The sequence below is a fragment of the Micromonospora sp. I033 genome (genome assembly GCF_053890995.1).
In genome coordinates this window covers 1-24304 of the sequence record NZ_JBSSLX010000073.1, presented here as the reverse complement: position 1 = coordinate 24304, position 24304 = coordinate 1, and the positions used below count along the sequence as shown (strand labels likewise).

Sequence of the window (24304 nt, the reverse complement as noted above, 5' to 3'; positions counted from 1 at the left end):
GTCAGTCATATCGTGAGGAATCGACGCATGGCAGATATCACTGGGGATCAGCGCGTCCAGTCGGAGGTGCTCGAGGGCCTCGCCACGGCGGTCAACCACCGCCGGTGGTTCGTCGAGCTCGCGGTGCCCTACCTCGGTGACAACCCCATCGAGATCGGCAGCGGCCTGGGTGACTACGCCCTGGAGTGGTCGGCGCACCTGCCCCGGATCACCGCCACCGAGGCGGACCCGGACCGCCTGGTCCGGCTCAAGGAGCGGCTGGCCGAGCACCCCGGCATCGAGGTCCGGCAGATGCTGCTGCCGCACTCCGAGCGCGGCGACTACAGCGCGGCCGTGTCGTACAACGTGCTGGAGCACATCGAGGACCACGTCGGCGCGCTGCGCAGCATGCGCGACCTGGTGCGCCCCGGCGGCGCCGTGATCATCATCGTGCCCGCGTTCCAGTTCGCCATGAGCCCGGCGGACGTCGCCACCGGCCACGTCCGGCGCTACACGAAGAAGACCCTGGCCGCGGCGATGACCGAGGCCGGCCTCACCGTCGAGAAGATCCACTATGCGAACGCGCTCGGCCTGATCGGCTACTTCATGGCCACCAAGGTCTTCCGGCTGATGCCGAAGGAGGGCCCCATGGTGAAGGTCTACGACACCCTGGTCCTTCCGGCCACCAAGGCCGCCGAGCAGCGGGTCCGGCCGCCGTTCGGCCAGTCCGTCTTCGCGGTCGCCCGCGTCCCGGGCTGACCGGAACGGGGCCTCCGCGTCCGCGGAGGCCCCGCCGCCTCACTCCTTGACCTGGTACGTCGGGCGGATCACCGCCCGGGCCAGGGTGTGGAAGGCCAGGTTGAAGCCGACGTACGCCGGGCTCGCCCCCTTGCCCACGTCGAGCCGCTCCACGTCGACCGCGTGCACCGCGAAGACGTACCGGTGCGGCCGGTCGCCGGGCGGCGGGGCGGCACCCCCGTAGCCGGTGTCGCCGTAGTCGTTGCGGATGCTGAAGGCGGCGCCGAGGTCGCTCTCCTTGGCCCCGGTGGGCAGCTCGGTCACCGAGGCGGGCACGTCCACCAGCACCCAGTGCCAGAAGCCGCTGCCGGTCGGCGCGTCCGGGTCGAAGCAGGTGACCACGAAGCTCTTGGTCTCGTCCGGGAAGCCCGACCAGGCCAGGTGCGGGGAGACGTTCTCGCCGCCGCTGCTGCCGTGCGCGTACCGGGCGTCCATCGGCTCACCGTTGTGCACGTCGTCACTGGTCAGGTTGAACGACGGCACCGTCGGCAGCAGCTCGTACGGGTCCGGGGCGATCGGTCGTTCCAGGCTCATCGAAACGGTCCTTCCGGGTGCGCGAATGTCCTGCGCCCCTTCATACCCCCTCGGCGACCCGGATCGAACCGGAAGCGCCCGGTGTCCGGCTCGCCGCCGGTCGAGCCGCCGCTCAGACCAGCACCGCGCCCCCGTCGACCAGGATCGAGGTGCCGGTCGCCATCGGCTGCTCCATGGCGTAGAGGTAGGCCAGCGCCACATCGGATGTCTCGCCGACCCGGCCCACCGGCAGGGTGGCGGCGATGCCGTCGTACATCGCCTGCTGCTCCTCGGCGGCCATGCCGGCCCAGAGCGGGCTGCGGGTGACCCCGGGCGCGACCAGGTTGACCCGGACCGGGGCGAGTTCCAGGGCGAGCTGACGGGTGAGCGCCTCCATAGCCCCGCACACGCTGGCCCCGAGCGCCCAACCCGGCGCCGGACGCTGGCCGGCGTTGCCGCCGGTGAGCACGATCGAGCCGCCGTCGCGCAGCGACTTCGCGCCGGTCACCGCGCGGACCACGGCGAGCGCGCCGAAGTAGCGGGTCTCCCAGAAGGCGCGCGCCACCTCGGGCGTGAGGTCGGGCAGCATGGTGAGCCGCAGCGGCTCTCCGGCCGTGTAGACCAGGTGGTCGATGGCCCCGGCGCGCTCGACCAGCCGGGCCAGCGAATCCGGGTCGGTGAGGTCGAGGACGGCGCCCTCCGCACCGGCGGGCAGTTCGCCGAGCGCCCGGTCGACATTGGCGCGGCTGCGGGACGCGACGATCGGGGTGGCCCCGCGCGCGGCCGCGGCCTGCGCCACCGCGAGGCCGAGCCCGGAGGTGCCGCCCACGACGAGGACCCGGTTTCCGTCGAATGTCATTGCCGATCCTTTCGGTGGGGTTCGGCTCAACTCTCACTCCCCGGGCGGCAGACCGTCCAAGACCTCTTCGTGGCAGAGTTGATACTCGCCAGGTATGACGGGGGGCGGTGGCCGGTGCCGGACGATCTCGACCTGCGCAAGGTCCGCTACTTCGTCGCCGTCGCCGAGGAGCTGAGCTTCATCCGCGCGGCCGAGCGGCTACACATCGCGCAGCCCGTGCTCACCCGCCAGATCAAGGTGCTGGAGCGGGAGCTGGGCGTCGAGCTGTTCGCCCGCTCCACCCGGGGCACGCGGCTGACCCCGGCGGGCACGGAGTTCCTGGACGAGGCCCGCGCCGTCCTGCGCTCCGCGACTGCCGCCCAGCGTCGGGTACGCCAGACCGCCCGTGGCGGGTCGGAGCTGACCATCGGCTTCATGCCCGGCATCCTTCCCACCGCGACCGTGCGGGCGCTGCGCGAGCGCTTCCCGGAGCTACGGGTCGAGGTGGTCCGCACCTCCTGGGACGATCAGACGGAGATGGTGCTGGACGGACGGATCGACGCCAGCTTCGTCCGGTTCCCGATCGACCCCCGCGGGCTCACCGTCATCCCGCTCTACACGGAGCCCCGGGTGGTGGTGCTGCCCGCCGGGCATCCGCTCGCCGCCCGGGAGCGGGTGGGCCTCGCCGACCTGGCGCTGCTCGACCTGCTCCAGGATCCGGACGCGGTGCCCGAGTGGCGGGACGCGTCCGCCGCGCTCCGGGCCGGCGGCCGACGCGTGGAGTCCCGCCCGCTCCGGGGCCGGACCGTCGAAGAGAAGCTGGAACTGGTCGCCGGCGAGCGAGGGATCGTGATCCTGCCCGAGTCCACGGCCCGGTTCTACACCCGTCCGGATGTGACCCACCGGCGGGTGGACGGACTCACGCCGCACCAGGTCGCGCTCGCGTACGAGGCGCACCGCAGCTCACCGGAGCTGCGCACGATCGAGGACATCGTCCGGGAGCAGTATCCGAACGGCCGCTGAGCGGTCCCCGGACGTGGAAAGTTACGTACGTGCGAGGAAAGCGGTGCCCGGCCGGCGTTCGCTCTGGCCAAGGGGCGTTCTGCTGTCCAGGTGAGCGGAGGGTGTGGGATTCGAACCCACGAAGACATCGCTGCCTTACCGGTTTTCAAGACCAGCGCCATCGGCCACTAGGCGAACCCTCCATGCCACGTCCCCGGCGGGGGTGCGCGGCCCTGCCTAGTCTGCCACGGATGGTGGAGCGGGCGAGCCACCGTCCCCACCCCTGCTGCGGGAGGGCTCCCGGACCGGAGACCCCCGGCGCCGGTGCTGACCAGTGGAATCACGGCGGTCCGCCGGTCCACTGTGGCGGACACGCCGGCCCACGGCTGCCCACCCGCAAGCGGGGTCGGCCCGAGCACCGGGAAGGCGACCCGCTGGGCGCCCCGGCCCCGCACGAGACGGTGGGCGAGATCCCGGCCCGGGCGCGGACGGCCGGCCGGATCGGGTAAGACTGGGTCATGCACGCGATCACGATCCCGAAACCCGGTGGACCCGAGGCTCTCGTCTGGGCGGCGGTGCCCGACCCGGAGCCCGGCCCGGGCGAGGTGGTGGTCGAGGTGCTGGCCAGCGCGGTGAACCGGGCCGACCTGCTGCAACGGCAGGGGCAGTACCCGCCGCCGCCGGGCGCGCCGGCGTACCCCGGGTTGGAGTGCTCCGGGGTGGTCGCGGCGCTCGGACCCGGCGTGACCGGTTGGGAGGTCGGCCAGGAGGTCTGCGCGCTGCTGGCCGGCGGCGGGTACGCCGAGCGGGTCGCCGTGCCGGCCGGCCAGCTGCTGCCGGTGCCGGCGGGGGTGGACCCGGTCGACGCGGCGGCGCTGCCCGAGGTGGCCTGCACGGTCTGGTCGAACGTGGTGCGGCTCGCCGGGCTCACCGAGGGCGAGACCCTGCTGGTGCACGGCGGCGGCAGCGGGATCGGCACGTTCGCCATCCAGCTCGGGGTGGCGCTCGGCGCGACCGTGGTGGTGACCGCCCGCGCGGCCAAGCACGAGCGGCTGCGCGAGCTGGGCGCCGCGCACGCCATCGACTACCGGGAGCAGGACTTCGTCGAGGAGGTCCGCCGGGTCACCGACGGCCGGGGCGCGGACGTGATCCTGGACATCATGGGCGCGGCGTACCTGCCGAGGAACGTGGCGGCGCTGGCCACCGGCGGGCGCCTGGTGGTGATCGGCATGCAGGGCGGCCGCAAGGGCGAGTTGGACCTGGGGATGCTGCTGGCGAAGCGCGCCTCGGTGCACGCGACCGCGCTACGGTCCCGCCCGCTCGCCGAGAAGGCGGAGATCGTCCAGGGCGTCCGCGAGCAGGTGTGGCCGCTGGTGGAGTCGGGGAAGATCCGGCCGGTCGTGCACGCGCGGGCGAGGATGGCCGACGCCGCCGACGCGCACCGGCTGGTGGAGACCAGCGACCACCTGGGCAAGGTGCTGCTGGTCCGGTGACCGGTCAGGCCCCGTCGGGCGCGGGTCGGGGCAGCATGAGCCGGGCACCCGACCCCTCGGCGGCGAGCGCGTCGCCCGGGTTGTAGAGGGTGCAGCGCTGCAACGACAGGCAGCCGCAGCCGATGCAGCCGTCGAGGTCGTCGCGGAGCTTGCCGAGCAGCCGGATCCTCTCGTCCAGCCGGTCCCGCCAGGCCCGGGACAGGGCGGCCCAGTCGTCGGGGGTGGGCGTACGACCCGACGGCAGCGAGTCGAGCGCCTCCCGGATCTCCTCCAGCGAGACGCCGACCTGCTGGGAGATCCGGATGAAGGCCACCCGGCGCAGCTCGGTGCGGGCGTAGCGACGCTGGTTGCCGCCGGTCCGCTCGGCCCGGATCAGCCCGAGCCGCTCGTAGTAACGCAGCGCGGAGGGGGCCACCCCGCTGCGGGTGGAGAGCTGTCCGATGGTCAGTGTTGCTTCGTGCATCACAGGGCCTTGAGTTGAAGTGCGCTTCAACTCCGAGGCTATCCGCATGACGACGACGACCGCCACCGACCCCGCGGTGCTGGGGACGCTGCTCGACCGGGTCCGCGCCGGCCGGGAGTTCGGGGCCAACGTGTACTCGACGCTGGACGTGCTCCAGGTTCTCTACGACCGGGTGCTCCGGATCACCCCGGCGACCGTGGACGACCCGGACCGGGACCGCTTCCTGCTCTCCAAGGGGCACGCGGTCGCCGGCTACTACGCACTGTTGGCCGCCAAGGGCTTCATCCCGGTGGCCTGGTTGGACGACCAGGGCGGCCCGGAGAGCCGGCTCGGCGACCACCCCGACCGGCTGCTGGTGCCCGGGGTGGAGGTCGGCTCCGGGTCGCTGGGCCACGGCCTCGGCCTGGGCGTGGGCACCGCGCTCGGGCTGCGGGCGCAGGGCCGCACCGACCCCCGGGTGTACGTGCTGCTCGGCGACGCCGAGCTGGACGAGGGCTCGAACCACGAGGCGATTGCCTACGCGGGCGCCACCGGACTCGGCAACCTGACCGCGATCGTGCTGGACAACCGGTCGGCGAGCCACGGCTGGCCGGGCGGCGCGGCCAGCCGGTTCACCGTCAACGGGTGGACCGCCGCGACCGTCGGCGGCCGGGACCACGCCGCCCTGCACACCGCCCTGACCGGGCACGACCACCACCGGCCGCACGTCGTCGTCGCGGTCGTCACCGACGGGGAGTGACCATGAGCATGCGCGAAGTCTTCGTGACCGCCGCCGAGGAGGTCCTGGCGGATCCCCGCACCACGATCGTGCTCGCCGACATCTCGGCGGCCGCGTTCGCCCCGGCCGCCGCGCGCCACCCGGACCGGGTGGTCAACGTCGGCATCCGGGAGCAGTTGATGGTGGGCGTGGCGGGCGGGCTGGCGCTGACCGGGCAGCGGCCCATCGTGCACAGCTACGCGCCGTTCCTCGTCGAGCGGGCGTACGAGCAGATCAAGCTGGACCTGGACCACCAGGGGGTCGGCGCCGTGCTGGTCAGCGTCGGCGCGTCGTACGACCGGGCGGCGGCGGGCCGGACCCACCTCGCGCCGGCCGACGTGGCGCTGATCGACACTCTGCGGGACTGGACCGTGCACGTGCCCGGCCACCCGGACGAGGTGCCCGGCCTGCTGCGCGAGCTGGTGTGCGGGCAGGGCTCGGCGTACCTGCGGCTGTCCACGCAGACCAACGCGCGGGCGTACCCCGAGGCGGGTGACCTGCGGGTGCTCCGGGACGCCGGGCCCGGCGCGCCGCTGCTGGTGGCGGTCGGCCCGCTGCTGGACGCGGCCCTGGCGGCGGTGGCCGACCGGCCGGTCACGGTGGCCTGGACCCACCGGCCGCGCCCGTTCGACACGGCCGGGCTGCGGGCGCTCGCCGGCACCGAGGTGATCCTGGTCGAGCCGTACCTGGCGGGCACCTCGGCCCGGGTGGTGGGCGCCGCCCTGGCCGACCGGCCGCACCGGCTGCTCGCCCTCGGGGTGGGCCGGTCGGACCTGCGCCGCTACGGCTCGCCCGAGGACCACGACCGGTGGCACGGCCTGGACGCGGCCGGCCTGCGCCGCTCGGTCGACGCGTTCCTCGCCCAGGCCCGGGTCGCCGCCTGACCCGCAGGACGACGGAACCCCGCGACGCCGGCCTGGGCCGGGGTGCGGGGTTCCGTGTCGTGCGGAAGCGTCAGCGGGCGGCGGGGACGCCCGCGGGGCGGCGCCGGGCGCGCTCGCGGGCCAGGATCCAGATCGCCTCGACGCCGTCCTTCCAGGTGATCTTCTTGCCCTCCTCGCGGCCCCGGGCGCGGTAGCTGATCGGGACCTCGTAGGGGCGGATGCGCTGGCGGAGCAGCTTGCCGGTGACCTCGGCCTCCATGCCGAAGCCGCGCGAGCGCACCTGGAGCGAGCGGTAGAGCTCCAGCGGCATCAGCTTGAAGCAGGTCTCCAGGTCGCCGATGTAGGAGTTGTAGAGCACGTTGGCGGCCAGGGTCACGCCCTTGTTGCCCATCACGTACCAGAAGCTGTAGGAGCTGTGGCTGCCGAAGGTCCGGTTGCCGTAGACCACCGTGGCCCGCCCGTCGAGCACCGGCTCGAGCAGCCGCGGGATGTCCTGCGGGTCGTACTCGAGGTCGGCGTCGAGGATGACCATGTACTCACCCTCGGCGTTGTCGACGGCGGTCTTGATCGCCGCGCCCTTGCCGGCGTTGCGCTGGTGGGTGATCACCCGCAGCCGGGCGTCGTCCACCCGGCCGAGCACCTCGCCGGTGCCGTCACGACTGCCGTCGTCGACGACGACGAGCTCGATCTCGCACGGGTAGTCCACCGCCAATGCCTGCTTGAGGGCATCCGCGATGCGTTCTTCCTCGTTGTAGACCGGCATGAGGATCGAGAGCTTCACGGGTTCTCCACGGTGGCGACGGTAAGTCGGGGCCTAGCGTAACCCGGCTGGTCGGCGAGGTCACCACTGCCCGCCCCGACCTGCACCGACACCTGCCACGAGCCCGCCCGTTCTGTCGGAGAAGTGCCCTTCCGCACCCGGCCGCAACGTTTCCGAGACGCATTCACATCTCGCCACCAGACGGTTACCTTCTGGTAACTCAATCGACACCCCGCGATTGAGGGGAAAGGAGTGCGTCGATGTCTGGTACCCCCACCAGGCGCGCACGGACCGCCCGACGCCGCACCCTGGCCGTCGTGTCCGCCGCCGCCCTCGCCCTGCCACTGCTGCTCGGGCCGGCCGCCCCCGCGGCCGCCGCCGACCGGCCCGCCGTCCAGCCGCTCCCCGCCGCGCTGGAGAGCATCCGCGCCGCCGAGGCCACCGCCCTCTACGGCTCCCCCGACATCCGGCCGCTCGACCAGCGGCGTACCGCCCTCGTCACCATGGGTGACAGCGAGATCTCCGGAGAGGGCGTCGGCAACTACGTGCCCGGCACCCACCAGCCCGGCAACTGGTGCGACCGCTCGTACGACCAGGCGGTCTTCCGCACCGGCATCCCCGCCGACCAGAAGTACAACCTGGCCTGCTCGGGGGCGACCCCGTGGAACCTGATCGCCGGCGGGCCGACCCAGCACAACGAGCTGAATCAGGGCGACCAGTTGGCGATCAAGGCGCGGAACACGCACGTCCGGCTGATCTGGGTGGTGGTCGGCGCGAACGGCGACGGCACCATCCAGTTCGGGCCGGTGGCCACCGACTGCGCGATCCGCCGGGTCTTCTTCCAGGGCCCGTGCTGGCCCACCTACACCGACCAGTGGACGATCCGCACCGACGGCAGCCGCCGGGCCGTCGAGGACGCGCTGACCTCGATCCGGCAGACCATGACCGCCGCCGGCTACCTGCGCACCGACTACGAGCTGGTGCTCATGTCGTACCCGAGCCCGGGCAGCCCGGACGTGGAGGACAACCCCAACTTCCCCGGCTGGTACTCCGGCGGCTGCCTGCTCTACCTGGCCGACGTGGCGTTCGCCCGGAACAAGGCGGTGCCGTTGTTCGAATCGGCGCTGCGGGCCGCCGCCGCCAACACCGGCACCCGCTACCTGGACGCCAGCCGGCTCTTCCACGGCCACGAGGTGTGCACCGACAACACCTCGGTCCGCGGCCTCTACATCGAGGTCGGGGTCTGGGACGAGAACGCCGCCCGGCAGTCGTTCCACCCGAACTACCGCGGGCACGGCATGTTCGCCCAGTGCGTCACCCAGTTCTGGAACGCCGGCGCCCCGCGGGCCACCTGCGTCGACCCGGCCAGCACCGGCCAGGGCGTGCTGGTCGACGGGCTGCTGGAGTTCAAGCAGCTGCGCAACGCGGCCACCGGCACCTGTGTGGACGGCCGGGGGTACGACTCCCGCAACGGCACGGTGCAGCAGTCGTACGCCTGCCACGGCGGCCGCAACCAGGGCTTCTGGTACGACCCGGTCCGGCAGTCGCTGCACTCCGAGCTCTCCCACGACCGCTGCCTGGACGTGAGCGGCGGCAGCCTGACCGCCGGCACCACGGTCAACATCCACGACTGCCACGGCGGCGCCAACCAGAGGTTCGTCCTCGCCGGCAACCAGCTCAAGCCGGCCGGCGCGACCAACCTCTGCGTCGCCTTCGACAACCCCTGGCTCGTCACCCCGCGGCTGCGGCTGGCGGCCTGCTCGACGAGCGCCCGCCAGCAGTGGTCCTTCGAATCCCGCTCCTACGCGAACCCGGTCGGCTACGGCCACGACGACTTCATCGGGTCGCGCGTCTACTGAGGAACGGCGCCGGGGCCGGCGCGACCGTGCCGGCCCCGGCACCACCGCCTCACCGCTGCTTGAGCGGGACCACGATCAGCCGGGCCACCCCGTTGTCGCCGTCCTTGGCGCCGGCCACGCCGACCGTCGTGCCGACCTCGATGTCGCTCGACCGCACAGTGGTGCGCCGCTCGACCACCCGGAGCTTCTCGTCGAAGGTCCAGGTCATGGTGAAGCCGTCGGTGGACTTCACGGTCATCGACTTCGCGTCGATCGCGGTCACCTGGCCGCGCTGCACGGCGACGGTCCTCGTTTCGCCGTCCTTCGTCTGCACCACGACCTCGCCGTGCAGGGTGTTCCTGCGCAGCAGCACCCGGGCGCGGTGCCGCTTGCGCCACTCCTCCGCCCGCTCGCCCCGCTTGTCCCGCTGGCCGGCCTTCTCGTCGGGCGCGCCGGAGGCCGAGGAAGCCGGCGCGGCGACCGGGTCGACGTCCAGCTCGGCGGCGTCGACGCCGAGCGCGGCGAGCGCCTGGCCGTCCGCGCCCAGGGCGGCGGCCACCTCGACCGCGGTCTCCTTCGCCGAGTCCTGGGCGACCTGGGCCGGGCCGCACCCGGCGAGGCCGAGCGCGGCCGCCGCGAACAGCGCGGTGACGCCGGTGACGATTCCCTGACGTGCCATCAGTGTTCCTCTCGTCCGTGGTGCCGTCAGCCTCCCCCGCACGCGCGAGCGGATCGTCAGGCCGATGTTCGGGTCAGGTAAGGATCGCCGGGCAGCCGGACGGTGAAGGCGGCGCCGCCCTCCGGGGCGTGCCCGGCCACGATCTCGCCGCCGAGCCGCCGGACCAGGCCGGCGGCGAGCGCCAGCCCCAGGCCGCTGCCCACCTTGCGCACCCCCCGGTACCGCTGGTGCAGCGCCCCGCGCTCGAAGGCCACCGCCAGGTCGTCGTCGGTGAAGCCGGGTCCGCCGTCCCGGACCTCGACGAGGCCGCCCGCGGCCGGGTTCGCGCCGGCCGGCCGGACCGCGAGCACCACCGGCGCCCCCGGGGGTACGACCCGCAGCGCGTTCTCCAGCAGCCCGTCCACCACCTGCCGGATCCGCCCCGGATCGGTGTACGCGGGCACCGGCCCGTCCGGCGCCTCCACGCGGAACGGAACACCGACCGCCGCGCACCGGTCGGACCAGGTGCGGGCCGCGTCGGCGGCGAGCCGGGCCAGGTCGACCGGCCCGGGTTCCAGCGGGAAGTCGGCGGCCTCCAGCCGGGCCAGCGCCAGCAGGTCGCTGACCAGCCGGTCCAGGTGCTCGGCCTCGGCGAGCACGGTCCGGCCGGTGGCCGGCACCGCGTCGGCCTCGATCACCCCGTCGGCCAGCGCCTCGGCGTAGCCCCGGATGGCGGTGAGCGGGGTGCGCAGTTCGTGCGAGACCGAGAGCAGGAACTCGCGCTGCCGCCCCTCGCTGGTGGCCAGCGCGGCGGCCAGCCCGTTCAGCGCGTACGCCAGGTCGGCCACCTCGTCGGGCGGTTCGACCGGCACCCGGACCGCCCGGTCGCCGGCGCGCAGCCGGGCGGCGGCGGTGGCCGCGGTGCGGATCGGCCGGGCCAGCCGGCGGGCCAGCAGCAGGCCGGCGGCGACCCCGGCGGCGAGCCCGGCGAGCAGGGGCAGCCAGAGGCTGCGCAGCACCTGCCGCCAGGGACCGGCGGTGCCGGCCCGGGTCAGCACCACCCCGTCGCCGCCGGGCAGCGCCCGCCCCTCGACCAGGGCCCGCTCGCCGCCGACCAGCCGGCGGCCGGAGACGTCCCGGCCCGCCGCCACCCGGTTCACCACCTGCCGGGGCAGGCCGGCCCGGTCGACCTGGCCGGCCCGGATCAGGTACACCTCGATCTGCTGCTCGCGGAGCTGGCGGATGAGCCGGTCCCCCGCCGTGTCCCGCTGGCGCACCGCCCGGACCCGGAGCACGTCGGCGGCGAGCCGGGCCTGTGCGGCCAGCGCCGCCTGGTCGCGCCGCTCCGCGCCGCGTACCGCGAGGGGGACCGCGACCAGCGCGGTGACCAGCACCGACACCAGGGCCACCGCGCAGGTGACAAGCACCGCGCGGGCGGTCAGGGTGTGCGCGAGCCGCCGCCGGGGCGGTGCCGGCGGGCCGGACCCGATGACCGGGAGCGCGACGGTGGGCTGCTCAGCCATCGGCCGCGTACCCGACGCCGCGGTGGGTGCGGATCACGCTGGCCGGGCCGAGCTTGGCCCGGACCTGCGCCACGTGCACGTCGACGGTCCGGGTGCCGGCGTGGGCCGCGTACCCCCAGACGGCGGCCAGCAGCTCCTCCCGGGTGAAGACCCGGCCGGGCCGGGCCATCAGGTGTGCGAGCAGGTCGAACTCGGTCGAGGTGAGCTGCACCGGGGCGCCGGCGGCGGTGACCGTGCGGCGGGCCGGGTCGAGGGTGACGGGGCCGACCACCCGGGGCTGCTCGGCCGCGGCGGGCGCGCCGGCGCTGCGGCGCAGCACCGCCCGGACCCGGGCGACCAGTTCCCGCGGGCTGAACGGCTTGGTCACGTAGTCGTCCGCGCCCAGTTCCAGGCCGACGATCCGGTCGACCTCGTCGTCGCGGGCGGTGAGGAAGATGACCGGCGTCCAGTCGCCGGCCTCGCGCAGCCGCCGGCAGACCTCGGTGCCGGCCAGGCCGGGCAGCGCGATGTCGAGCACGCAGGCCACCGGGCGCAGCCGCCGCGCGGCGGCCAGCCCGGCCGTCCCGTCCCGTTCCAGGTGTACGCCGAACCCGTCCCGGCTCAGGTAGAGCCGGACCAGGTCGGCGATGGCCGGCTCGTCCTCCACCACGAGGACGAGCCCGCGCGGCGCGGCGTCGGCGGTCACCGGCCCATGATTACCGACCGGGGGCCGCCCGGAAGGTCAGGAGATTGTTCGGGTTCGGTAAGGACCCGGTCAGCGGACCGGTGCCGGGCGGAACACGGCCGGGCGGGCACCGGCCGGCGGCTCGCCGATGGTGGCGACCAGCCGCTCCGCGGGCGTCCGGAGCCGGGTCCGGAAGGCGTGGTTGAGCAGGGCGTCGAGCTGCCACACCTGCTTCGGGTGGTGGGTCCGGATGAGGAACCGCTCCCGGACCCCGTCGATCGCCGTCGCCGCCAGCTCCAGGCTGTGCGAGCGGGGGTCGGGGCTCCAGGTGACGTTGCTCAGCTCGCGCAGCTCGGTGTTGAGGTGCAGGCGCAGGCGGTGCAGCACCCGGGTCTGCCGGGTGACCACCAGCGGCGGTGGGTGAGCAGCATCAGGTAGTCGCCGCCGATCGGGTGGTCCGGGCGGCTGCACCGGGTGACCAGGATGGTGGCGTCGCCGGAGCCGACGCACCGGCGGAAGACCGGCATGTGCCGGCTGACGGTCTGGGTCGCCAGGCCGGTCTCGGCGGCGGCCGGAAGGAACGTTCGCGAGAACACGTCCATGCAAGATGCAACGAGCAGGTGAGCAGGGGTGATATGGGTCACTCCCGATTTCTGGAACTTCCACCCGTGCAAATCGCACCCGATGTGCGACAGACGACGGGCCCCGGCCGCCGGGTCGGCGGCCGGGGCCCGTGCGGGAGTCAGGAGACGACGCGGACCAGTCCGGCGTCGACCTGCCACTCACTGCCGTTCGGCACGTACGTGTCGACGCTGTGGCCGATCACCTCGTCACCCTCGACGGCGTACCGGGAGACGTCCGAGTCCACGGCGTCGTCGGTGGCGTCCCGCCCGGTGAAGTCGTACGCCGCCGCGGCGACCCGCACCTCGACGCGGTACTGGTCCGGCTTGACCTCCACGGTCCAGCTGCCGTCGGCCGCCACCGGAACGGCGACCGCGGCGCCGTCCGGCTGGCCCGCGAAGGTGGGCACCAGCCAGACCGAGGCCTTCGCGGCGACCGGGTCGACCGCCGCGTCCTCGGCGTCCCGGCGGCCGTCGCCGTCCAGGTCCTGCCAGAGCTGACCGTGCACCGTGCTGGTGTCGGCGAACTCGACGAAGTGGCCGATCTCGTTGGCGCCGGAGTTCAGCTCCGGGGTGGAGGTGGTGAGCACGCCCTCGAACGGGAGCAGGTCGCCCGCGACGCCGCCGACCACGGTGAAGTCGAGCGCGATCGTCGCCTGCTCACCGGTCGCCATCGGGTCGTGCCGGCAGTCCCAGCCGTCGCTGAGCGTGCTGCACCGCCAGGGCGAGGTCACCCCGTCGGCCGGCACCGGGCGCAGCCGCGGGTCGAGGGTGATCCGCATGGTGACATCCTCGGCGACCAGGTCGCCGACGTTCTCGAACTCCCAGGTCGTGCGGACCGTGTCCCCCTCGATGACCCAGTAGGGCCGGACGTCGAGGGTGGTGAAGCGGAGGTCGGCGCCGTGCGGGTCGGGCGACACGATGCTCGCGTCGTACGTGAAGACGGCGTCGCCGATGTTGTCCTCGGCGTTCGGCTCCGCGCTGGTGGTGCTCACGTCGACGGGCACGGTGACGGTCGACCCGTCGGTGCCGGCCGGGAGTTCGACCCGCAGGGCCAGCGCGGCGGCGGCCTCCCCGGCCGCGAGCGCCGGGTGCGTGCAGGCGACCACCGGGGAGGAGATGTCACACCGCCACGGACTGTCCGAGGGCACCCCGCCCTCGCCGGCCACGGTCACGCCGTCGGGCAGCCGGATGTGGAGGTCGACGCCGTCGGCGACGGCGTTGCCCCGGTTGACCAGGCCCACGCCGACGCCGGCCACCTGACCGTCGACGAGCACGCGCTCCGGGTCGGGGGTGACGGTGAGCCCCAGGTCGGCGACCTCCGGCTCGGGAACCACGATGCTCGCGTCGTAGGTGAAGACCGCCGTGCCGGCGTTGTCGGCGGTGGCGCTCTCCCGGCTGGTCGTGGTCACGCCGACCGGCACGGTGACGGTGCCGCCGTCCTGCCCGGCGGGCAGCCGCACCTGGAGCTTCAGCGGGGCGGCGGTCGCCCCCGCGGCGAGCGCCGGGTGCGTGCAGCTGGTGACCGGTGTCGAGAGGACGCAGTGCCACGGGCTGTCGGACGGAACCCCGCCCTCGCCGGCGGGCGCGACGCCCTGCGGGAGGCGGAAGGTGAGGGTGATCCCCTCGGCGCCGGCGCGACCGTGGTTGACCAGGTCGACCCCGATGCCGGCGACCTGACCGGCCACCAGCACGCGCGCCGGGTCGGGGGTCACGGTGAGCCCCAGGTCGGCACGGGCCGGGGCGGCGGAGGCCGGGCCGACGCCGAGCGCGGAGGCGGCGGCGGAGAGGGTGACGGCGGCGACGGCGGCGCGCAGCGCCGGGCCGCCGGGGCGGGTGGAGCGGACGAAGCGGATGACGGGCATGCCTGCCTTTCGTCGGCGGGACGGGGGCGCGACCCGCGCCCCCGGGTGCCGGGGAGCGGCCGTCACGTCACCCCGTCGGGGGGTCGGCCTCCGCCGGCATCCATCGAGTCAGGCGCTGCCCGGCCGACCGGCGTTACGCACCCGACCCACCCCACCCTCCACAGTGCACAGGACGGCCGCCGCGACGACAACCTGGCCGGGACCGCCGCGCGCGGATCGCCACCGCAGGGCAGCGGGCCCGGCAGCCGCGCCGATCGCCGCCGCCGCGTCAGGCCGGAGTCGGCGCGAGGAGTTCGCCGAGCCAGCCGGGGACGGCAGCCGTGTACTCGGCCCGGGCCGGGTCGGCGGTGGCCAGGGCGCGTCGCCAGGACAGCGACCGGCTCACCGTGGCCACCGACATGGCCAGGCCGGCGGCCTCCCGCAGGGCGGCCCGGTCGTAGCGGTCGGTCCACGCCTCCAGGTAGGCGTCCCGCAGCCGGCCGAGCACCGGGTCGCCGGGCGCCAGCCCGGCGCCGTGCCCCACGGAGTTGAGCGTCACCAGCAGGGTGCCGAACGGGTGGGCGACCGAGGCGTCCCCCCAGTCGAAGAAGCGGTAGCCGGCCTCGGTGACGAAGACGTTCCCGTCGTGCAGGTCGTCGTGCTGCACGCTGGCCGGGACACCGAACTCCGCCAGGCGCCGGCAGGCCGCGGCGAACTCCGGCCGGTACGCCCGCAGCCGCGCGTGCCGCTCCCGGGTCAGCCCGTCCGGCCGGCCGAGCAGCAGGGCCTCCTCGTCGTCGAGCAGCCGGTCGAGGAGTTCCGGCATCAGCTCCGGACGGTGATCGGGCACCCCCGCCGCGAGCAGCCGCCCGGCCTGCGGCGCGACCGCGAGCTGGAGCGCCGCGTACGCGGGCAGCACCCGCTCCCAGTGGGTCAGGTCTCCGGCGAGCACGTCCCGCAGGCTCGGGCCGCCGTCGGGCAGCAGCGACCAGCCGCGCGCGACGTCCACGGCGAGCGGGTCGAGCACGGTGCCGGGGGCGAGCCGGGCCAGCTCGGCGAGGAGCGCCGCCTCGTAGCGGGTGCCCGGGTTGTTGGCCTTGAACCAGACCGGGCCGGCGCCGGTGGGCACCCGCCAGACCAGCGACCAGGGGCGCACCCGGGGCTCGACCGGGCCGGTCACCCGCCGGCCGTGCCGGCCCAGCGCGTCACCGACCCAGGCCAGGGCGTCGTCCCGCCACCGGGGATCGGACCAGTCGGGTGTCGTCACGGTCGGCACGCTAGGCGCTGCCCGCGGCGGCAGCCAGCGAATTCAGAGCAGCTCGACGATGGTGGCGTTGGCCATGCCGCCGCCCTCGCACATGGTCTGCAGGCCGTAGCGGATCCCGTTGTCCCGCATGTGCTGGAGCATGGTGGTCATGATCCGGGCGCCCGACCCGCCGAGCGGGTGGCCGAGGGCGATCGCCCCGCCGCGCGGGTTCAGCCGCTCCGGGTCCGCCTCGGTCTCCGCCAGCCAGGCCAGCGGCACCGGGGCGAACGCCTCGTTCACCTCGTACACCCCGATCTCCTCGATGCCCAGCCCCGCGCGGCGCAGCGCCTTCGCGGTGGCCGGGATGGGGGCGGTGAGCATGGTGACCGGGTCGTCGGCGGCGACCACGGCGGTGTGCACCCGGGCCAGCGGGCGCAGGCCGTGCCGGCTCGCCCACTCGCTGGTGGTGACCGCGAGCGCCGCCGCGCCGTCGGAGATCTGGGAGGCCGAGCCGGCGGTGACCACGCCGTCGGCCTTGAACGGGGTGGCCAGCTCGCCGAGCTTGGCCAGCGAGGTGTCCCGCCGGATGCCCTCGTCGACGCTGAACTTGCCCCCGTCGGCCAGCGCCACCGGGGCCAGCTCCGGGTCGAACGCCCCGGCGTCCTGCGCGGCGGCCGCCTTCTCGTGGCTGGCCAGCGCGAACTCGTCGAGCTGGGTGCGCGAGAAGCGCCACCGCTGGGCGATCAGCTCGGCCCCGACGCCCTGGTTGAACGGCAGCGGGCTGTCCTCGGCGACGCCCTCGACGCCGCGGTAGCGCTCCAGGATCGCGGCGCTGAACGGCATCCCGCCGGCCACGCTGGAGCCCATCGGCACCCGGGTCATCGACTCGACGCCGCCGGCGACGACCAGGTCGGCCTGCCCGGAGAGGACGGTGGCGGCGGCGAAGTGCAGCGCCTGCTGGCTCGACCCGCACTGCCGGTCGAGCGTGGTGCCGGGGACCGACTCGGGCCAGCCGGCGGCGAGGACGCCGTTGCGTGCCACGTTCCACGACTGCTCGCCGACCTGGGACACGCAGCCCCACACCACGTCGTCGACGTCGCCGGGGTCGATGCCGGTCCGCTCCGCGAGGGCGCGCAGCACGTGCGCCGAGAGGTCGACCGGATGCACCCCGGCGAGGCTGCCCTTGCGCCGCCCGACCGGGGTCCGTACCGCACCGACGATGACCGCGTCACTCATGACTACTCCCCGGTAACTTCGCTTGCCCCGATCCTACGTGCTGACCCGGCCGCTCGTCCTCCCCCGGTTCCCGGGCCCACCCGGCTGGCATGCTGGGACGGTGACTGCACAGTCGTCCCCGGCCCGGCAGTGGCGGGTGCCGCCGGTGCTGCCGGCGGTCAAGGCGCTCGGCGCGCTGGTCCTGGTCGCGCTGGGCCTGCTCTTCGCCGGCCAGGACCGGGTCCAGCTCGTGCTCGCCGGGCTGGCCGCCGCCGCGCTGCTCGGCTGGGCGCTGCGCGACCTGGTCGCGCCGGTCCGGCTGGCCGCCGACCCGGAGGGGATCACCGTGATCCAGGGCTTCGCCGGCCGCCGGCGGCTGCCCTGGGCGGCCGTGGAGTCGATCCGGGTGGAGCGGCGTACCCGGCGCGGGCTCACCGCCGAGACGCTGGAGATCGACGCGGGCGAGTCGCTGCACCTGTTCGGCCGCTACGACCTGGACGCGCCGCCCGAGGAGGTCGCCGCCGCGCTGGAGGCCGCCCGCGCCACCGCGCGCTGAGGTCGTCGGCGGGTCAGCCGACCAGCGTCGCGGTGCGGACGAGGACCAGCCCGAGCAGCGCCACCAGCAGGATCGCCCCGCCGGCCGTCTGGAAGGCGGTCCGCCGCATCCGCGGGGCGTACGCCAGGACCAGGGCCATCAGCGCGCCGACCACCAGCCCGCCGAGGTGCCCGGCCACCGAGATGCCCGGCACGGTGAACGTGAAGATCAGGTTGATCACCAGGATCGGCACGATGGACGAGGTGTCCCGCCCCAGCCGACGCAGGATCACGAAGATCGCGGCGAAGAGACCGAAGATGGCCGTCGAGGCCCCGACCGCGGGCGAGTTGGGGGCGCTGAACAGGTAGACGGCGACGTTGCCGCCGAGCCCGGCGATCAGGTAGAGCGCCAGGAACCGCAGCGGGCCGAGCACCGCCTCCAGGGTCCGGCCGAGCACCCAGAGCGCCCACATGTTGAGCAGCAGGTGCACCAGGCCGTAGTGCAGGAACATCGCGGTGACCAGCCGGTACCACTGACCCTGGGCCACCCCGCCGATGGTGCCGTCCGGGAAGACCGCCTGGCCCAGCACCGCGCCCCAGTCGGTCAGCGGCGTCGAGCCGCCCATGAGGCCGCCGAAGCCGGATCCGCCGGCGGCCGCGTCCCCGCCCCGGTCGGAGGCGATGGAAAGAACCATGACCAGCAGGTTCAGCGCGATCAGGGTCTTCGTGACGTAGCCCTCGCGGCCGGCGGCACCGCCACCGAAGGCGGTGCGCGCCGGCCGCACGCTGCGGCGTCCCTCGCTGACGCACTCCGGGCACTGGTGCCCGACGGAGGCGTCCCGCATGCACTCCGGGCAGATCGGCCGGTCACAGCGGGTGCACCGGACATACGTCTCCCGGTCGGGGTGCCGGTAGCAGACCGGAGTGGTCGGCACCGGACCCTCTGTGGCGTCACCTGCCTGCCCGGAGCGCTCAGTCATGCGAGCAAAGGTACCCGCGCGACGCTCAGGCCGGCTTGCGCTCGATCTCGACGCGCTCGATGACCACGTCCTGGAGCGGCCGGTCGCTCGGGCCGGTCGGGGTGTTCGCGATCGAGTCGACGACCTTCGCCGACTGCTCGTCCGCGACCTGGCCGAAGATGGTGTGCCGGTTGTTCAGGTGCGGCGTCGGGCCCACCGTGATGAAGAACTGCGAGCCGTTGGTGCCCGGCCCGGCGTTCGCCATGGCGAGCAGGTACGGCCGGTCGAAGCGCAGCTCCGGGTGGAACTCGTCGGCGAACTTGTAGCCCGGGCCGCCGCGGCCGGTGCCGGTCGGGTCGCCCATCTGGACCATGAAGCCGCTGATCACGCGGTGCGAGATGGTGCCGTCGTAGTAGGGCCCGCTGCCCGGCTGACCGGTGCGCGGGTCGATGTATTCGCGGGTGCCCTCGGCCAGCTCGACGAAGTTGCGGACGGTCTTCGGCGCGTGGTTCGGGAAGAGCTCCAGCCGGATCGGGCCAGCGTTGGTGTGCAAGGTGGCGTAGACAGCCTCGGCCACGGGTACTCCTCACTCGTTGGTCAGTTCCATGCGGATCCTCCCATGTGCCCGATCTGGCCATGCGGAGGCATCCGAAGGTGGAGGATGACGGAGGAACAACTCCCAGGAGGTGGGACCGTGTTTGGAATCGGGCGGCGCAAGACCCGGGGGCAGCTCGCGAAGGCCGAGCTGAACCAGGGCATCGGTCACCTGAGGCAGGCCGCCACGCACGCGGCGAAGGGTGCCGGCGCCACGGTCGGCCCGCGGGTCCAGGCGGCCCGGGGCGCGGTCGCGCCCACCGCGATCGTCGTCCGGGACCGGGCGTCGAGCGGCGTCGCATCGACGGTCGCGGCGCTCGCGCCGCTGCTCATGGCGATGCGCAACGCCCAGGCCGAGGCCGCCGGCAAGGCCCTGACCGGTAGGAAGGCCGCCGCCGCCAAGCAGGCCGCGACGAGCAAGAAGGTGAAGGCGAAGAACATGAAGGCCGCGAAGAAGAAGCAGAAGAGGTCGCGCGGCATGACGACCGGCCTGCTGGTCGCCGGCACGGTCGCCGGCCTGGCCGGCGCCATGGCCATGCGCCGCCGACGCGAGCAGCAGGAGTGGGCCGAGTACGACCCGACCGGCAAGCTGGAGCCGATGCGGGAGGACGTGGACACCATCGTGGTGGAGACCCCCGACGCGACCGCGAAGGTCACCCAGCCCGGGCCGACCGGCGCCGGCAGCTCGGCGGTGGCCGGCAGCGGCAGCGCCTCGACCGCCACGTCGAGCAGCCAGCCGGTGATCCAGCCGACCGACAAGGTGCCCTCGGTCGCCGAGGGTGCCAAGGACGTCTCCGGCCGCCCGGCCGACGACCTCAGCAAGGCCGTGCAGAACGGCCGGAACACCGCGAAGTCCAGCGGTCGCCGCTGACCCGACGGTCACGGGAAAGCGCCGGCGCGCGGGGGTACGCCCCGCGCGGCCGGCGCTTCCGTCTGTCGGGCTACAGCCAGCCGTTGCGGCGGAACCAGCGGTAGAGGGCGAGCGAGATGCCGAGCATCAGCGCGAGCACGACGGGATAGCCGTACGTCATCTTCAGCTCGGGCATGTTCTCGAAGTTCATGCCGTAGATGCCCGCGATGGCGGTCCACACCGCCGCGATCGCGGCCCAGGCCGCGATCTTGCGCATGTCGTTGTTCTGGTCGACGGTGACCTGGGCCAGCCGCGCCTGGAGGATCGAGTTGAGCAGGTCGTCGTAGGAGTTCACCTGCTCGACGGTGCGGCTCAGGTGGTCCTGCACGTCCCGGAAGTAGCGCCGCACCTCCTGCGGCACCTCGCGGTTGACCTGCGAGGTGAGGGTGAGCAGCGGGCGCTGCAACGGCACCACCGCCCGCTTGAACTCCACCAGCTCCCGCTTCATCTGGTAGATCCGCTGGATCCGGCCGCTGCCCTGCCGGTCGAAGACGTCCGCCTCCAGCACGTCGAGGTCGTCCTCCAGCCGGTCGGCCACCTCCAGGTAGAGGTCCACCACCCGGTCGGTGACCGCGTACGCGACGGCCCACGGCCCGTGCAGCAGCAGGTCCCGCTTCGCCTCCAGGTCGGCCCGGACCGGCGACAGCCGGCAGGCGTCCCCGTGCCGGACGCTGATCAGGAAGTTCGGCCCGATGAAGAGCATCACCTGCCCGGTCTCCACCACCTCGGAGTTCTCGGTCAGCTCGGTGTGCTCGCAGTAACGGGCGGTGCGCAGCACCAGGAAGGCGACCTCGCCGAAGCGTTCCAGCTTGGGGCGCTGCTGGGCCTTGACCGCGTCCTCGACGGCCAGCTCGTGCAGGCCGAAGGTGGCCGCGATCGCGGTCATCTCGTGCAGCTCCGGCTCGTGCAGCCCGAGCCAGACGAAACCGTTCTGCTCCCGGCGGGCGGCGGCCAGGGCGTCGGCGTAGTGCCACTCCCCGGGCCGGCGCTCGCCGTCGACGTAGAGACCGCAGTCGACGATCCCGCTCCGGCCGGGGCCGGACGGTGGGGTCGTCCGCGGGGAGCCGTCGGCGTTGAGGATGCGCGACATGGCGCGTACCGGTGCCGCCCAGGCCCGTGGCCTGGGCGCCCGGCCGCCGTTCTCGCCGGCGGTTCGGTCGCGTGTCACCCGGTCCGTCATCTCGCCCCCTCTCCGCGAAGCTGCGGCTTGCAGGTTACGCCGGTCGGGACGAGGCGCAGCGCGGGCGAGCACGGGGGCGGACGGCCGGCTGCGACCCGCGTCACGCCGGGGCTGTAGACGGTGACGGCGCCGGTCGGGCCGGCCGCGTCAGGGGGTGGAGGGGCGACACGGCCCACCCGGCACCCATTGGGGGCGGGAGTTGTGCTGCGGGCGCCGACGGTCCGGACGGGGGTAGCCGGTGGCTGCCCGGTCGGCGGACCGGTCACCGAGGAGAGGTGAGCGGCGCTCGCAGCATTGTGGGCCGCCGGCCGGCCCAGCGGGAGAGCCCGGCCGGCCGGTATCGCCCTTCTGTCAGAAACCCGACAGAAACTAGCCTCGGACGGCCGCCATCGCCTCGGCCAGCCGCCGGACGCCCTCCTCGATCCGGTCCGCGGTGACCGCGGAGAAGGCCAGCCGGAGCGCGTGCCGACCGCCGTCGATCATGAAGTCGCTGCCCTTCACCACCGCGACGCCGCGCTCGGCCGCCGCCGGGGCGAGCCGGTCGACCTCCACGTCCTCGGGCAGTTCCACCCAGAGGAAGTAGCCGCCGTCCGGTTCCACGAACCGGGCCTCCGGGATGTGCCGACGCAGCGACTCGGCCAGCACCACGGCACGCTCGCCGAGCGCGGTGCGCACGGTGTGGATCGACCGCTCGATCTCCCCGGAGACGCAGAACTGGTGCACGATCGCCTCGGAGACCATGCCCGGCGAGATGTAGAGGTTGGTGGCCCGCTTGGCGATCGTCGCGATCACGTCGGCCGGGCCGACCAGGTAGCCGACCCGGACGCCGGGGCAGACCGTCTTGGTGAAGCTGGAGGCGTGGACCACCACGCCCCGGGTGTCCATCGACAGCATCGAGGGCAGCGGCTCGCCCCGGAAGCGGATGTCCGCGTAGGGGTCGTCCTCGAAGATCGTGAAGTCGTACTCGGCGGCCAGGTCGAGCAGCTCGCGACGCTTCTCCAGGGACAGGGTCACACCGGCCGGGTTCTGGTAGTTCGGGATGACGTGGGCCAGCCGCGGCCGCACCCCCGACTCCAGCAGCTTGCGCAGCTCGGCGGTGTCCAGACCGTCCGGCTGGATCGTCACGCCGTGGATCTCGCCGCCCATCTGCTGGAGGTTGAGCAGCGTCCGGTCGTACGTCGGACGCTCGACCACCACCGCGTCGCCCCGGCGGACCAGGTGGTCGAAGAGGAACGCGTCGGCCTGGAGCGAACCGTTGGTGATCAGCACCTGGTCGGCCTCGACGCCGTGCTTCTCCGCGATCCACTTCCGGAGGGGCGGGTAACCGACGGAGGTGCCGTACGCCGTGATCCCGGCGGGGTCGGCGTCGAAGGCGCGGACGGCGGCGGCCTTGAGCCCCTCGACATCGACGATGTCCAGTGAGGGAGCGCCACGGGCGAAGGAGATCAGCTGCTCGGCGGTCATGCGCACGAGCCTAGGGCCTGGTCCGGCGGGTCCGACCGCCATACACGCGAAGTTCAACATGCGGGCGCCCGCTCCGTCCACCAGGGCCTACGGAGATCCGAGACGAGTTCACGGCTGTCTACCATCCGACCGGAAGCTGGCGCCGGGACGACCGGCCGCCGAAGGATTGCGGGTCGCGGCAGACCCGGGGAGACAGGTGGTGAGGCTCGTGACCGAGGACGAGGCCGGACGGCTCGACGACCAGCAGTTCGCGCAGTGGCTGGCCGGCCGGGCGGGCGAGGCGCTCACCGCGCTGCGGGACCGGCAGGGCTTCGCCGACCCGAAGGCGCTCAAGGACGCCGGCGACCGCGCGTCGCACGAGCTGATGACCGCGGCGCTGGCCCGCTGGCGGCCGGCGGACGCGGTGCTCTCCGAGGAGGAGGCCGACTCGCGGCGGGCCTGGGCCGACGGCGAGCGGGCGCCCCGGCACGACGCCGACCGCGTCTGGATCATCGACCCCCTCGACGGCACCCGGGAGTTCTCCGAGGCCGGCCGGGACGACTGGGCGGTGCACGTGGCGCTCTGGCAGCGCTCGGCCGCGCCGGACGGCGCCCTGGTCGCCGGCGCGGTCGGCATGCCGGCCCGGACCACCGTGGACGGTGAGCAGCTCATCCTCGGCACCGCCTGCCCGACCCCGAAGGCGGTCGACGGGCCGATCCGGATCGCGGTGAGCCGCAGCCGGCCGCCGGCCTTCGTCGGCGAGCTGGTCGAGCTGCTCGGCGCGCAGGCCGTCCCGATGGGCTCCGCCGGGGTCAAGGTGTGCGCCGTGGTGACCGGCGAGGTCGACGCGTACGTCCACGCGGGCGGCCAGTACGAATGGGACAGCGCCGCGCCGGTGGCGGTGGCCCTGGGCGCCGGCATGCACGCGTCCCGGATCGACGGGTCGCCGCTGCGCTACAACCGGGCCGACCCGCGCCTGCCCGACCTGCTGGTCTGCCGCCCCGAGCTGGCCGACCGGCTGCTCGACGCGATCGCCCGCACCGGGGTCGAGATGCCCGCTTCGACCGTTACCGACACCCCGGGTGGGGCGTTCGGCTGAGTGTTGCGGTACGCACGGCCCAGGTGAACGGAGGCTATCGTCGGTCGGAATGCACGTCCGACCTGAGCCCCGAGAGACGGGCCGCCGCCATCCAGGGAGGGTCATGCCGGCCGAGCGAGACCAGCACAACGCCTTTGGACAGCCGACCGGCCTCTGGCCGGGGCAGGACGTTCCGCGCCAGCAGGGCGCGCCCGCCCTGCCCTGGCCAGACGCCGCACCGCCGGTGCCACCGGCCGAGGCCCGGTCCGGCCTGCCCTGGCCGGAGACCGGGCCGACCGCGGCGGGTCACGCCGACCCCGACCCCCGGTGGGCCGGCCCCGAGCGGGGGTACGCCTGGCCGGCGCGGCAGGCCGGCCCGGCCGGGCACCCCGACGCCGACCGGGCGCCGCAGGGCGCGGACGCCGACTGGCCGCAGGGCGGAGACGCCGTCTGGCCGCCGCAGGGCGGCGAGAGCGATCGGGCGTCGCAGGGCTGTCTCTTATACACATTC

The 24304-nt window shown here is 74.1% G+C and carries 23 protein-coding genes, 1 tRNA gene and 2 pseudogenes; 10 read left to right on the top strand and 16 right to left on the bottom strand.

Annotation, left to right across the window (positions count from 1 at the left end; genetic code table 11):
• Window positions 1-27: 27 nt before the first annotated feature.
• Window positions 28-738: a class I SAM-dependent methyltransferase gene (locus tag ACW0Q9_RS14860; RefSeq protein WP_456181630.1), complete on the top strand. Its 711-nt coding sequence runs from the start codon at window positions 28-30 to the stop codon at window positions 736-738.
• A gap of 39 nt (window positions 739-777) precedes the next feature.
• Here ACW0Q9_RS14860 and ACW0Q9_RS14855 read toward each other — a convergent pair whose 3' ends face one another.
• Together ACW0Q9_RS14855 and ACW0Q9_RS14850 are read right to left on the bottom strand one after the other, a co-directional pair.
• Complete coding sequence (locus ACW0Q9_RS14855) at window positions 778-1311, bottom strand: YbhB/YbcL family Raf kinase inhibitor-like protein (RefSeq protein ID WP_456181628.1); 534 nt, start codon at window positions 1309-1311, stop codon at window positions 778-780.
• 112 nt (window positions 1312-1423) lie between these two features.
• Window positions 1424-2149: an SDR family oxidoreductase gene (locus ACW0Q9_RS14850; protein WP_456181626.1), complete on the bottom strand. Its 726-nt coding sequence runs from the start codon at window positions 2147-2149 to the stop codon at window positions 1424-1426.
• A 114-nt stretch (window positions 2150-2263) separates the two neighbouring features.
• Here ACW0Q9_RS14850 and ACW0Q9_RS14845 point away from each other — a divergent pair, with 114 nt between their 5' ends.
• Window positions 2264-3151, top strand: a complete 888-nt coding sequence (locus ACW0Q9_RS14845; protein WP_456181624.1) for a LysR family transcriptional regulator — start codon at window positions 2264-2266, stop codon at window positions 3149-3151.
• 95 nt (window positions 3152-3246) lie between these two features.
• On the opposite strand, the gene ACW0Q9_RS14840 is transcribed toward ACW0Q9_RS14845, so the two are convergent.
• Window positions 3247-3333: transfer RNA gene (locus tag ACW0Q9_RS14840), tRNA-Ser, on the bottom strand.
• Between the two features lie 315 nt (window positions 3334-3648).
• On the opposite strand from ACW0Q9_RS14840, the gene ACW0Q9_RS14835 reads away from it, so the two are divergent.
• The gene (locus tag ACW0Q9_RS14835) at window positions 3649-4623 is read left to right on the top strand and encodes an NAD(P)H-quinone oxidoreductase (protein ID WP_456181622.1); all 975 of its coding nucleotides are present in this window, start codon (window positions 3649-3651) and stop codon (window positions 4621-4623) included.
• A gap of 4 nt (window positions 4624-4627) precedes the next feature.
• On the opposite strand, the gene soxR is transcribed toward ACW0Q9_RS14835, so the two are convergent.
• Window positions 4628-5086: a redox-sensitive transcriptional activator SoxR gene (soxR, locus tag ACW0Q9_RS14830; RefSeq protein ID WP_456181620.1), complete on the bottom strand. Its 459-nt coding sequence runs from the start codon at window positions 5084-5086 to the stop codon at window positions 4628-4630.
• 46 nt (window positions 5087-5132) lie between these two features.
• Here soxR and ACW0Q9_RS14825 point away from each other — a divergent pair, with 46 nt between their 5' ends.
• Together ACW0Q9_RS14825 and ACW0Q9_RS14820 are read left to right on the top strand one after the other, a co-directional pair.
• Window positions 5133-5825, top strand: coding sequence for a transketolase (locus ACW0Q9_RS14825; RefSeq protein ID WP_456181618.1), 693 nt, complete (start codon window positions 5133-5135; stop codon window positions 5823-5825).
• Between the two features lie 8 nt (window positions 5826-5833).
• The gene (locus tag ACW0Q9_RS14820; RefSeq protein WP_456181632.1) at window positions 5834-6727 is read left to right on the top strand and encodes a transketolase family protein; all 894 of its coding nucleotides are present in this window, start codon (window positions 5834-5836) and stop codon (window positions 6725-6727) included.
• Window positions 6728-6797: 70 nt separating this feature from the next.
• On the opposite strand, the gene ACW0Q9_RS14815 is transcribed toward ACW0Q9_RS14820, so the two are convergent.
• Entirely contained in the window at window positions 6798-7508 is a 711-nt protein-coding gene (locus ACW0Q9_RS14815; protein ID WP_456181616.1) for a glycosyltransferase family 2 protein, read from the bottom strand.
• A 239-nt stretch (window positions 7509-7747) separates the two neighbouring features.
• Here ACW0Q9_RS14815 and ACW0Q9_RS14810 point away from each other — a divergent pair, with 239 nt between their 5' ends.
• The gene (locus ACW0Q9_RS14810; protein ID WP_456181614.1) at window positions 7748-9346 is read left to right on the top strand and encodes a ricin-type beta-trefoil lectin domain protein; all 1599 of its coding nucleotides are present in this window, start codon (window positions 7748-7750) and stop codon (window positions 9344-9346) included.
• Between the two features lie 49 nt (window positions 9347-9395).
• Here the strand turns inward: ACW0Q9_RS14810 and ACW0Q9_RS14805 are convergent, their stop codons facing one another.
• From ACW0Q9_RS14805 to ACW0Q9_RS14775, 7 genes and pseudogenes are all read right to left on the bottom strand, one after another.
• On the bottom strand, window positions 9396-10004 hold the full coding sequence (locus tag ACW0Q9_RS14805) for a hypothetical protein (RefSeq protein ID WP_456181612.1): 609 nt from the start codon (window positions 10002-10004) through the stop codon (window positions 9396-9398).
• 56 nt (window positions 10005-10060) lie between these two features.
• On the bottom strand, window positions 10061-11506 hold the full coding sequence (locus ACW0Q9_RS14800; RefSeq protein WP_456181610.1) for a sensor histidine kinase: 1446 nt from the start codon (window positions 11504-11506) through the stop codon (window positions 10061-10063).
• Window positions 11499-12191 carry a response regulator gene (locus tag ACW0Q9_RS14795; RefSeq protein WP_456181608.1) on the bottom strand — a complete coding sequence of 231 codons (693 nt, stop codon included), beginning with the start codon at window positions 12189-12191 and terminating at the stop codon, window positions 11499-11501. The genes ACW0Q9_RS14800 and ACW0Q9_RS14795 overlap by 8 nt, the downstream gene beginning before the upstream one ends.
• A gap of 69 nt (window positions 12192-12260) precedes the next feature.
• A pseudogene (locus ACW0Q9_RS14790) lies at window positions 12261-12772 on the bottom strand (hypothetical protein).
• Window positions 12773-12912: 140 nt separating this feature from the next.
• Complete coding sequence (locus ACW0Q9_RS14785) at window positions 12913-14655, bottom strand: hypothetical protein (protein ID WP_456181606.1); 1743 nt, start codon at window positions 14653-14655, stop codon at window positions 12913-12915.
• A 268-nt stretch (window positions 14656-14923) separates the two neighbouring features.
• A complete protein-coding gene (locus ACW0Q9_RS14780; RefSeq protein WP_456181604.1) occupies window positions 14924-15901 on the bottom strand; it encodes a phosphotransferase in 978 nt (325 codons plus the stop codon).
• Window positions 15902-15943: 42 nt separating this feature from the next.
• Window positions 15944-17116, bottom strand: coding sequence for a thiolase family protein (locus ACW0Q9_RS14775; RefSeq protein WP_456181602.1), 1173 nt, complete (start codon window positions 17114-17116; stop codon window positions 15944-15946).
• A gap of 100 nt (window positions 17117-17216) precedes the next feature.
• Here ACW0Q9_RS14775 and ACW0Q9_RS14770 point away from each other — a divergent pair, with 100 nt between their 5' ends.
• Window positions 17217-17651 carry a PH domain-containing protein gene (locus ACW0Q9_RS14770; protein WP_456181600.1) on the top strand — a complete coding sequence of 145 codons (435 nt, stop codon included), beginning with the start codon at window positions 17217-17219 and terminating at the stop codon, window positions 17649-17651.
• 13 nt (window positions 17652-17664) lie between these two features.
• Here the strand turns inward: ACW0Q9_RS14770 and ACW0Q9_RS14765 are convergent, their stop codons facing one another.
• Both ACW0Q9_RS14765 and ACW0Q9_RS14760 read right to left on the bottom strand, forming a co-directional pair.
• A complete protein-coding gene (locus tag ACW0Q9_RS14765; protein ID WP_456181598.1) occupies window positions 17665-18609 on the bottom strand; it encodes a rhomboid family intramembrane serine protease in 945 nt (314 codons plus the stop codon).
• A 25-nt stretch (window positions 18610-18634) separates the two neighbouring features.
• Window positions 18635-19165: a peptidylprolyl isomerase gene (locus ACW0Q9_RS14760; protein ID WP_107075444.1), complete on the bottom strand. Its 531-nt coding sequence runs from the start codon at window positions 19163-19165 to the stop codon at window positions 18635-18637.
• A gap of 84 nt (window positions 19166-19249) precedes the next feature.
• Between ACW0Q9_RS14760 and ACW0Q9_RS14755 the strand changes: the two genes are divergently transcribed.
• The gene (locus tag ACW0Q9_RS14755; protein ID WP_456181596.1) at window positions 19250-20053 is read left to right on the top strand and encodes a hypothetical protein; all 804 of its coding nucleotides are present in this window, start codon (window positions 19250-19252) and stop codon (window positions 20051-20053) included.
• Between the two features lie 70 nt (window positions 20054-20123).
• Here ACW0Q9_RS14755 and corA read toward each other — a convergent pair whose 3' ends face one another.
• Window positions 20124-21272, bottom strand: coding sequence for a magnesium/cobalt transporter CorA (gene corA / locus ACW0Q9_RS14750; protein ID WP_456181594.1), 1149 nt, complete (start codon window positions 21270-21272; stop codon window positions 20124-20126).
• A 369-nt stretch (window positions 21273-21641) separates the two neighbouring features.
• On the bottom strand, window positions 21642-22736 hold the full coding sequence (locus ACW0Q9_RS14745; RefSeq protein WP_456181592.1) for an aminotransferase-like domain-containing protein: 1095 nt from the start codon (window positions 22734-22736) through the stop codon (window positions 21642-21644).
• A 199-nt stretch (window positions 22737-22935) separates the two neighbouring features.
• Between ACW0Q9_RS14745 and ACW0Q9_RS14740 the strand changes: the two genes are divergently transcribed.
• On the top strand, window positions 22936-23814 hold the full coding sequence (locus ACW0Q9_RS14740) for a 3'(2'),5'-bisphosphate nucleotidase CysQ (protein WP_456181590.1): 879 nt from the start codon (window positions 22936-22938) through the stop codon (window positions 23812-23814).
• A gap of 103 nt (window positions 23815-23917) precedes the next feature.
• A pseudogene (locus ACW0Q9_RS14735) lies at window positions 23918-24304 on the top strand (hypothetical protein); the annotation flags it as partial.

Excerpts from the sequence above, each read along its gene's own strand:
- ACW0Q9_RS14860 (WP_456181630.1), top strand. The coding sequence starts at position 28 with ATGGCAGATATCACTGGGGATCAGCGCGTCCAGTCGGAGGTGCTCGAG.
- ACW0Q9_RS14810 (WP_456181614.1), top strand. The coding sequence starts at position 7,748 with ATGTCTGGTACCCCCACCAGGCGCGCACGGACCGCCCGACGCCGCACC.
- ACW0Q9_RS14785 (WP_456181606.1), bottom strand. The coding sequence starts at position 14,655 with ATGCCCGTCATCCGCTTCGTCCGCTCCACCCGCCCCGGCGGCCCGGCG.
- ACW0Q9_RS14765 (WP_456181598.1), bottom strand. The coding sequence starts at position 18,609 with ATGACTGAGCGCTCCGGGCAGGCAGGTGACGCCACAGAGGGTCCGGTG.
- soxR (WP_456181620.1), bottom strand. The coding sequence starts at position 5,086 with ATGCACGAAGCAACACTGACCATCGGACAGCTCTCCACCCGCAGCGGG.
- ACW0Q9_RS14755 (WP_456181596.1), top strand. The coding sequence starts at position 19,250 with ATGACGGAGGAACAACTCCCAGGAGGTGGGACCGTGTTTGGAATCGGG.
- ACW0Q9_RS14825 (WP_456181618.1), top strand. The coding sequence starts at position 5,133 with ATGACGACGACGACCGCCACCGACCCCGCGGTGCTGGGGACGCTGCTC.
- ACW0Q9_RS14800 (WP_456181610.1), bottom strand. The coding sequence starts at position 11,506 with ATGGCTGAGCAGCCCACCGTCGCGCTCCCGGTCATCGGGTCCGGCCCG.
- ACW0Q9_RS14820 (WP_456181632.1), top strand. The coding sequence starts at position 5,834 with ATGCGCGAAGTCTTCGTGACCGCCGCCGAGGAGGTCCTGGCGGATCCC.
- corA (WP_456181594.1), bottom strand. The coding sequence starts at position 21,272 with ATGACGGACCGGGTGACACGCGACCGAACCGCCGGCGAGAACGGCGGC.
- ACW0Q9_RS14745 (WP_456181592.1), bottom strand. The coding sequence starts at position 22,736 with ATGACCGCCGAGCAGCTGATCTCCTTCGCCCGTGGCGCTCCCTCACTG.
- ACW0Q9_RS14850 (WP_456181626.1), bottom strand. The coding sequence starts at position 2,149 with ATGACATTCGACGGAAACCGGGTCCTCGTCGTGGGCGGCACCTCCGGG.
- ACW0Q9_RS14805 (WP_456181612.1), bottom strand. The coding sequence starts at position 10,004 with ATGGCACGTCAGGGAATCGTCACCGGCGTCACCGCGCTGTTCGCGGCG.
- ACW0Q9_RS14835 (WP_456181622.1), top strand. The coding sequence starts at position 3,649 with ATGCACGCGATCACGATCCCGAAACCCGGTGGACCCGAGGCTCTCGTC.
- ACW0Q9_RS14775 (WP_456181602.1), bottom strand. The coding sequence starts at position 17,116 with ATGAGTGACGCGGTCATCGTCGGTGCGGTACGGACCCCGGTCGGGCGG.
- ACW0Q9_RS14855 (WP_456181628.1), bottom strand. The coding sequence starts at position 1,311 with ATGAGCCTGGAACGACCGATCGCCCCGGACCCGTACGAGCTGCTGCCG.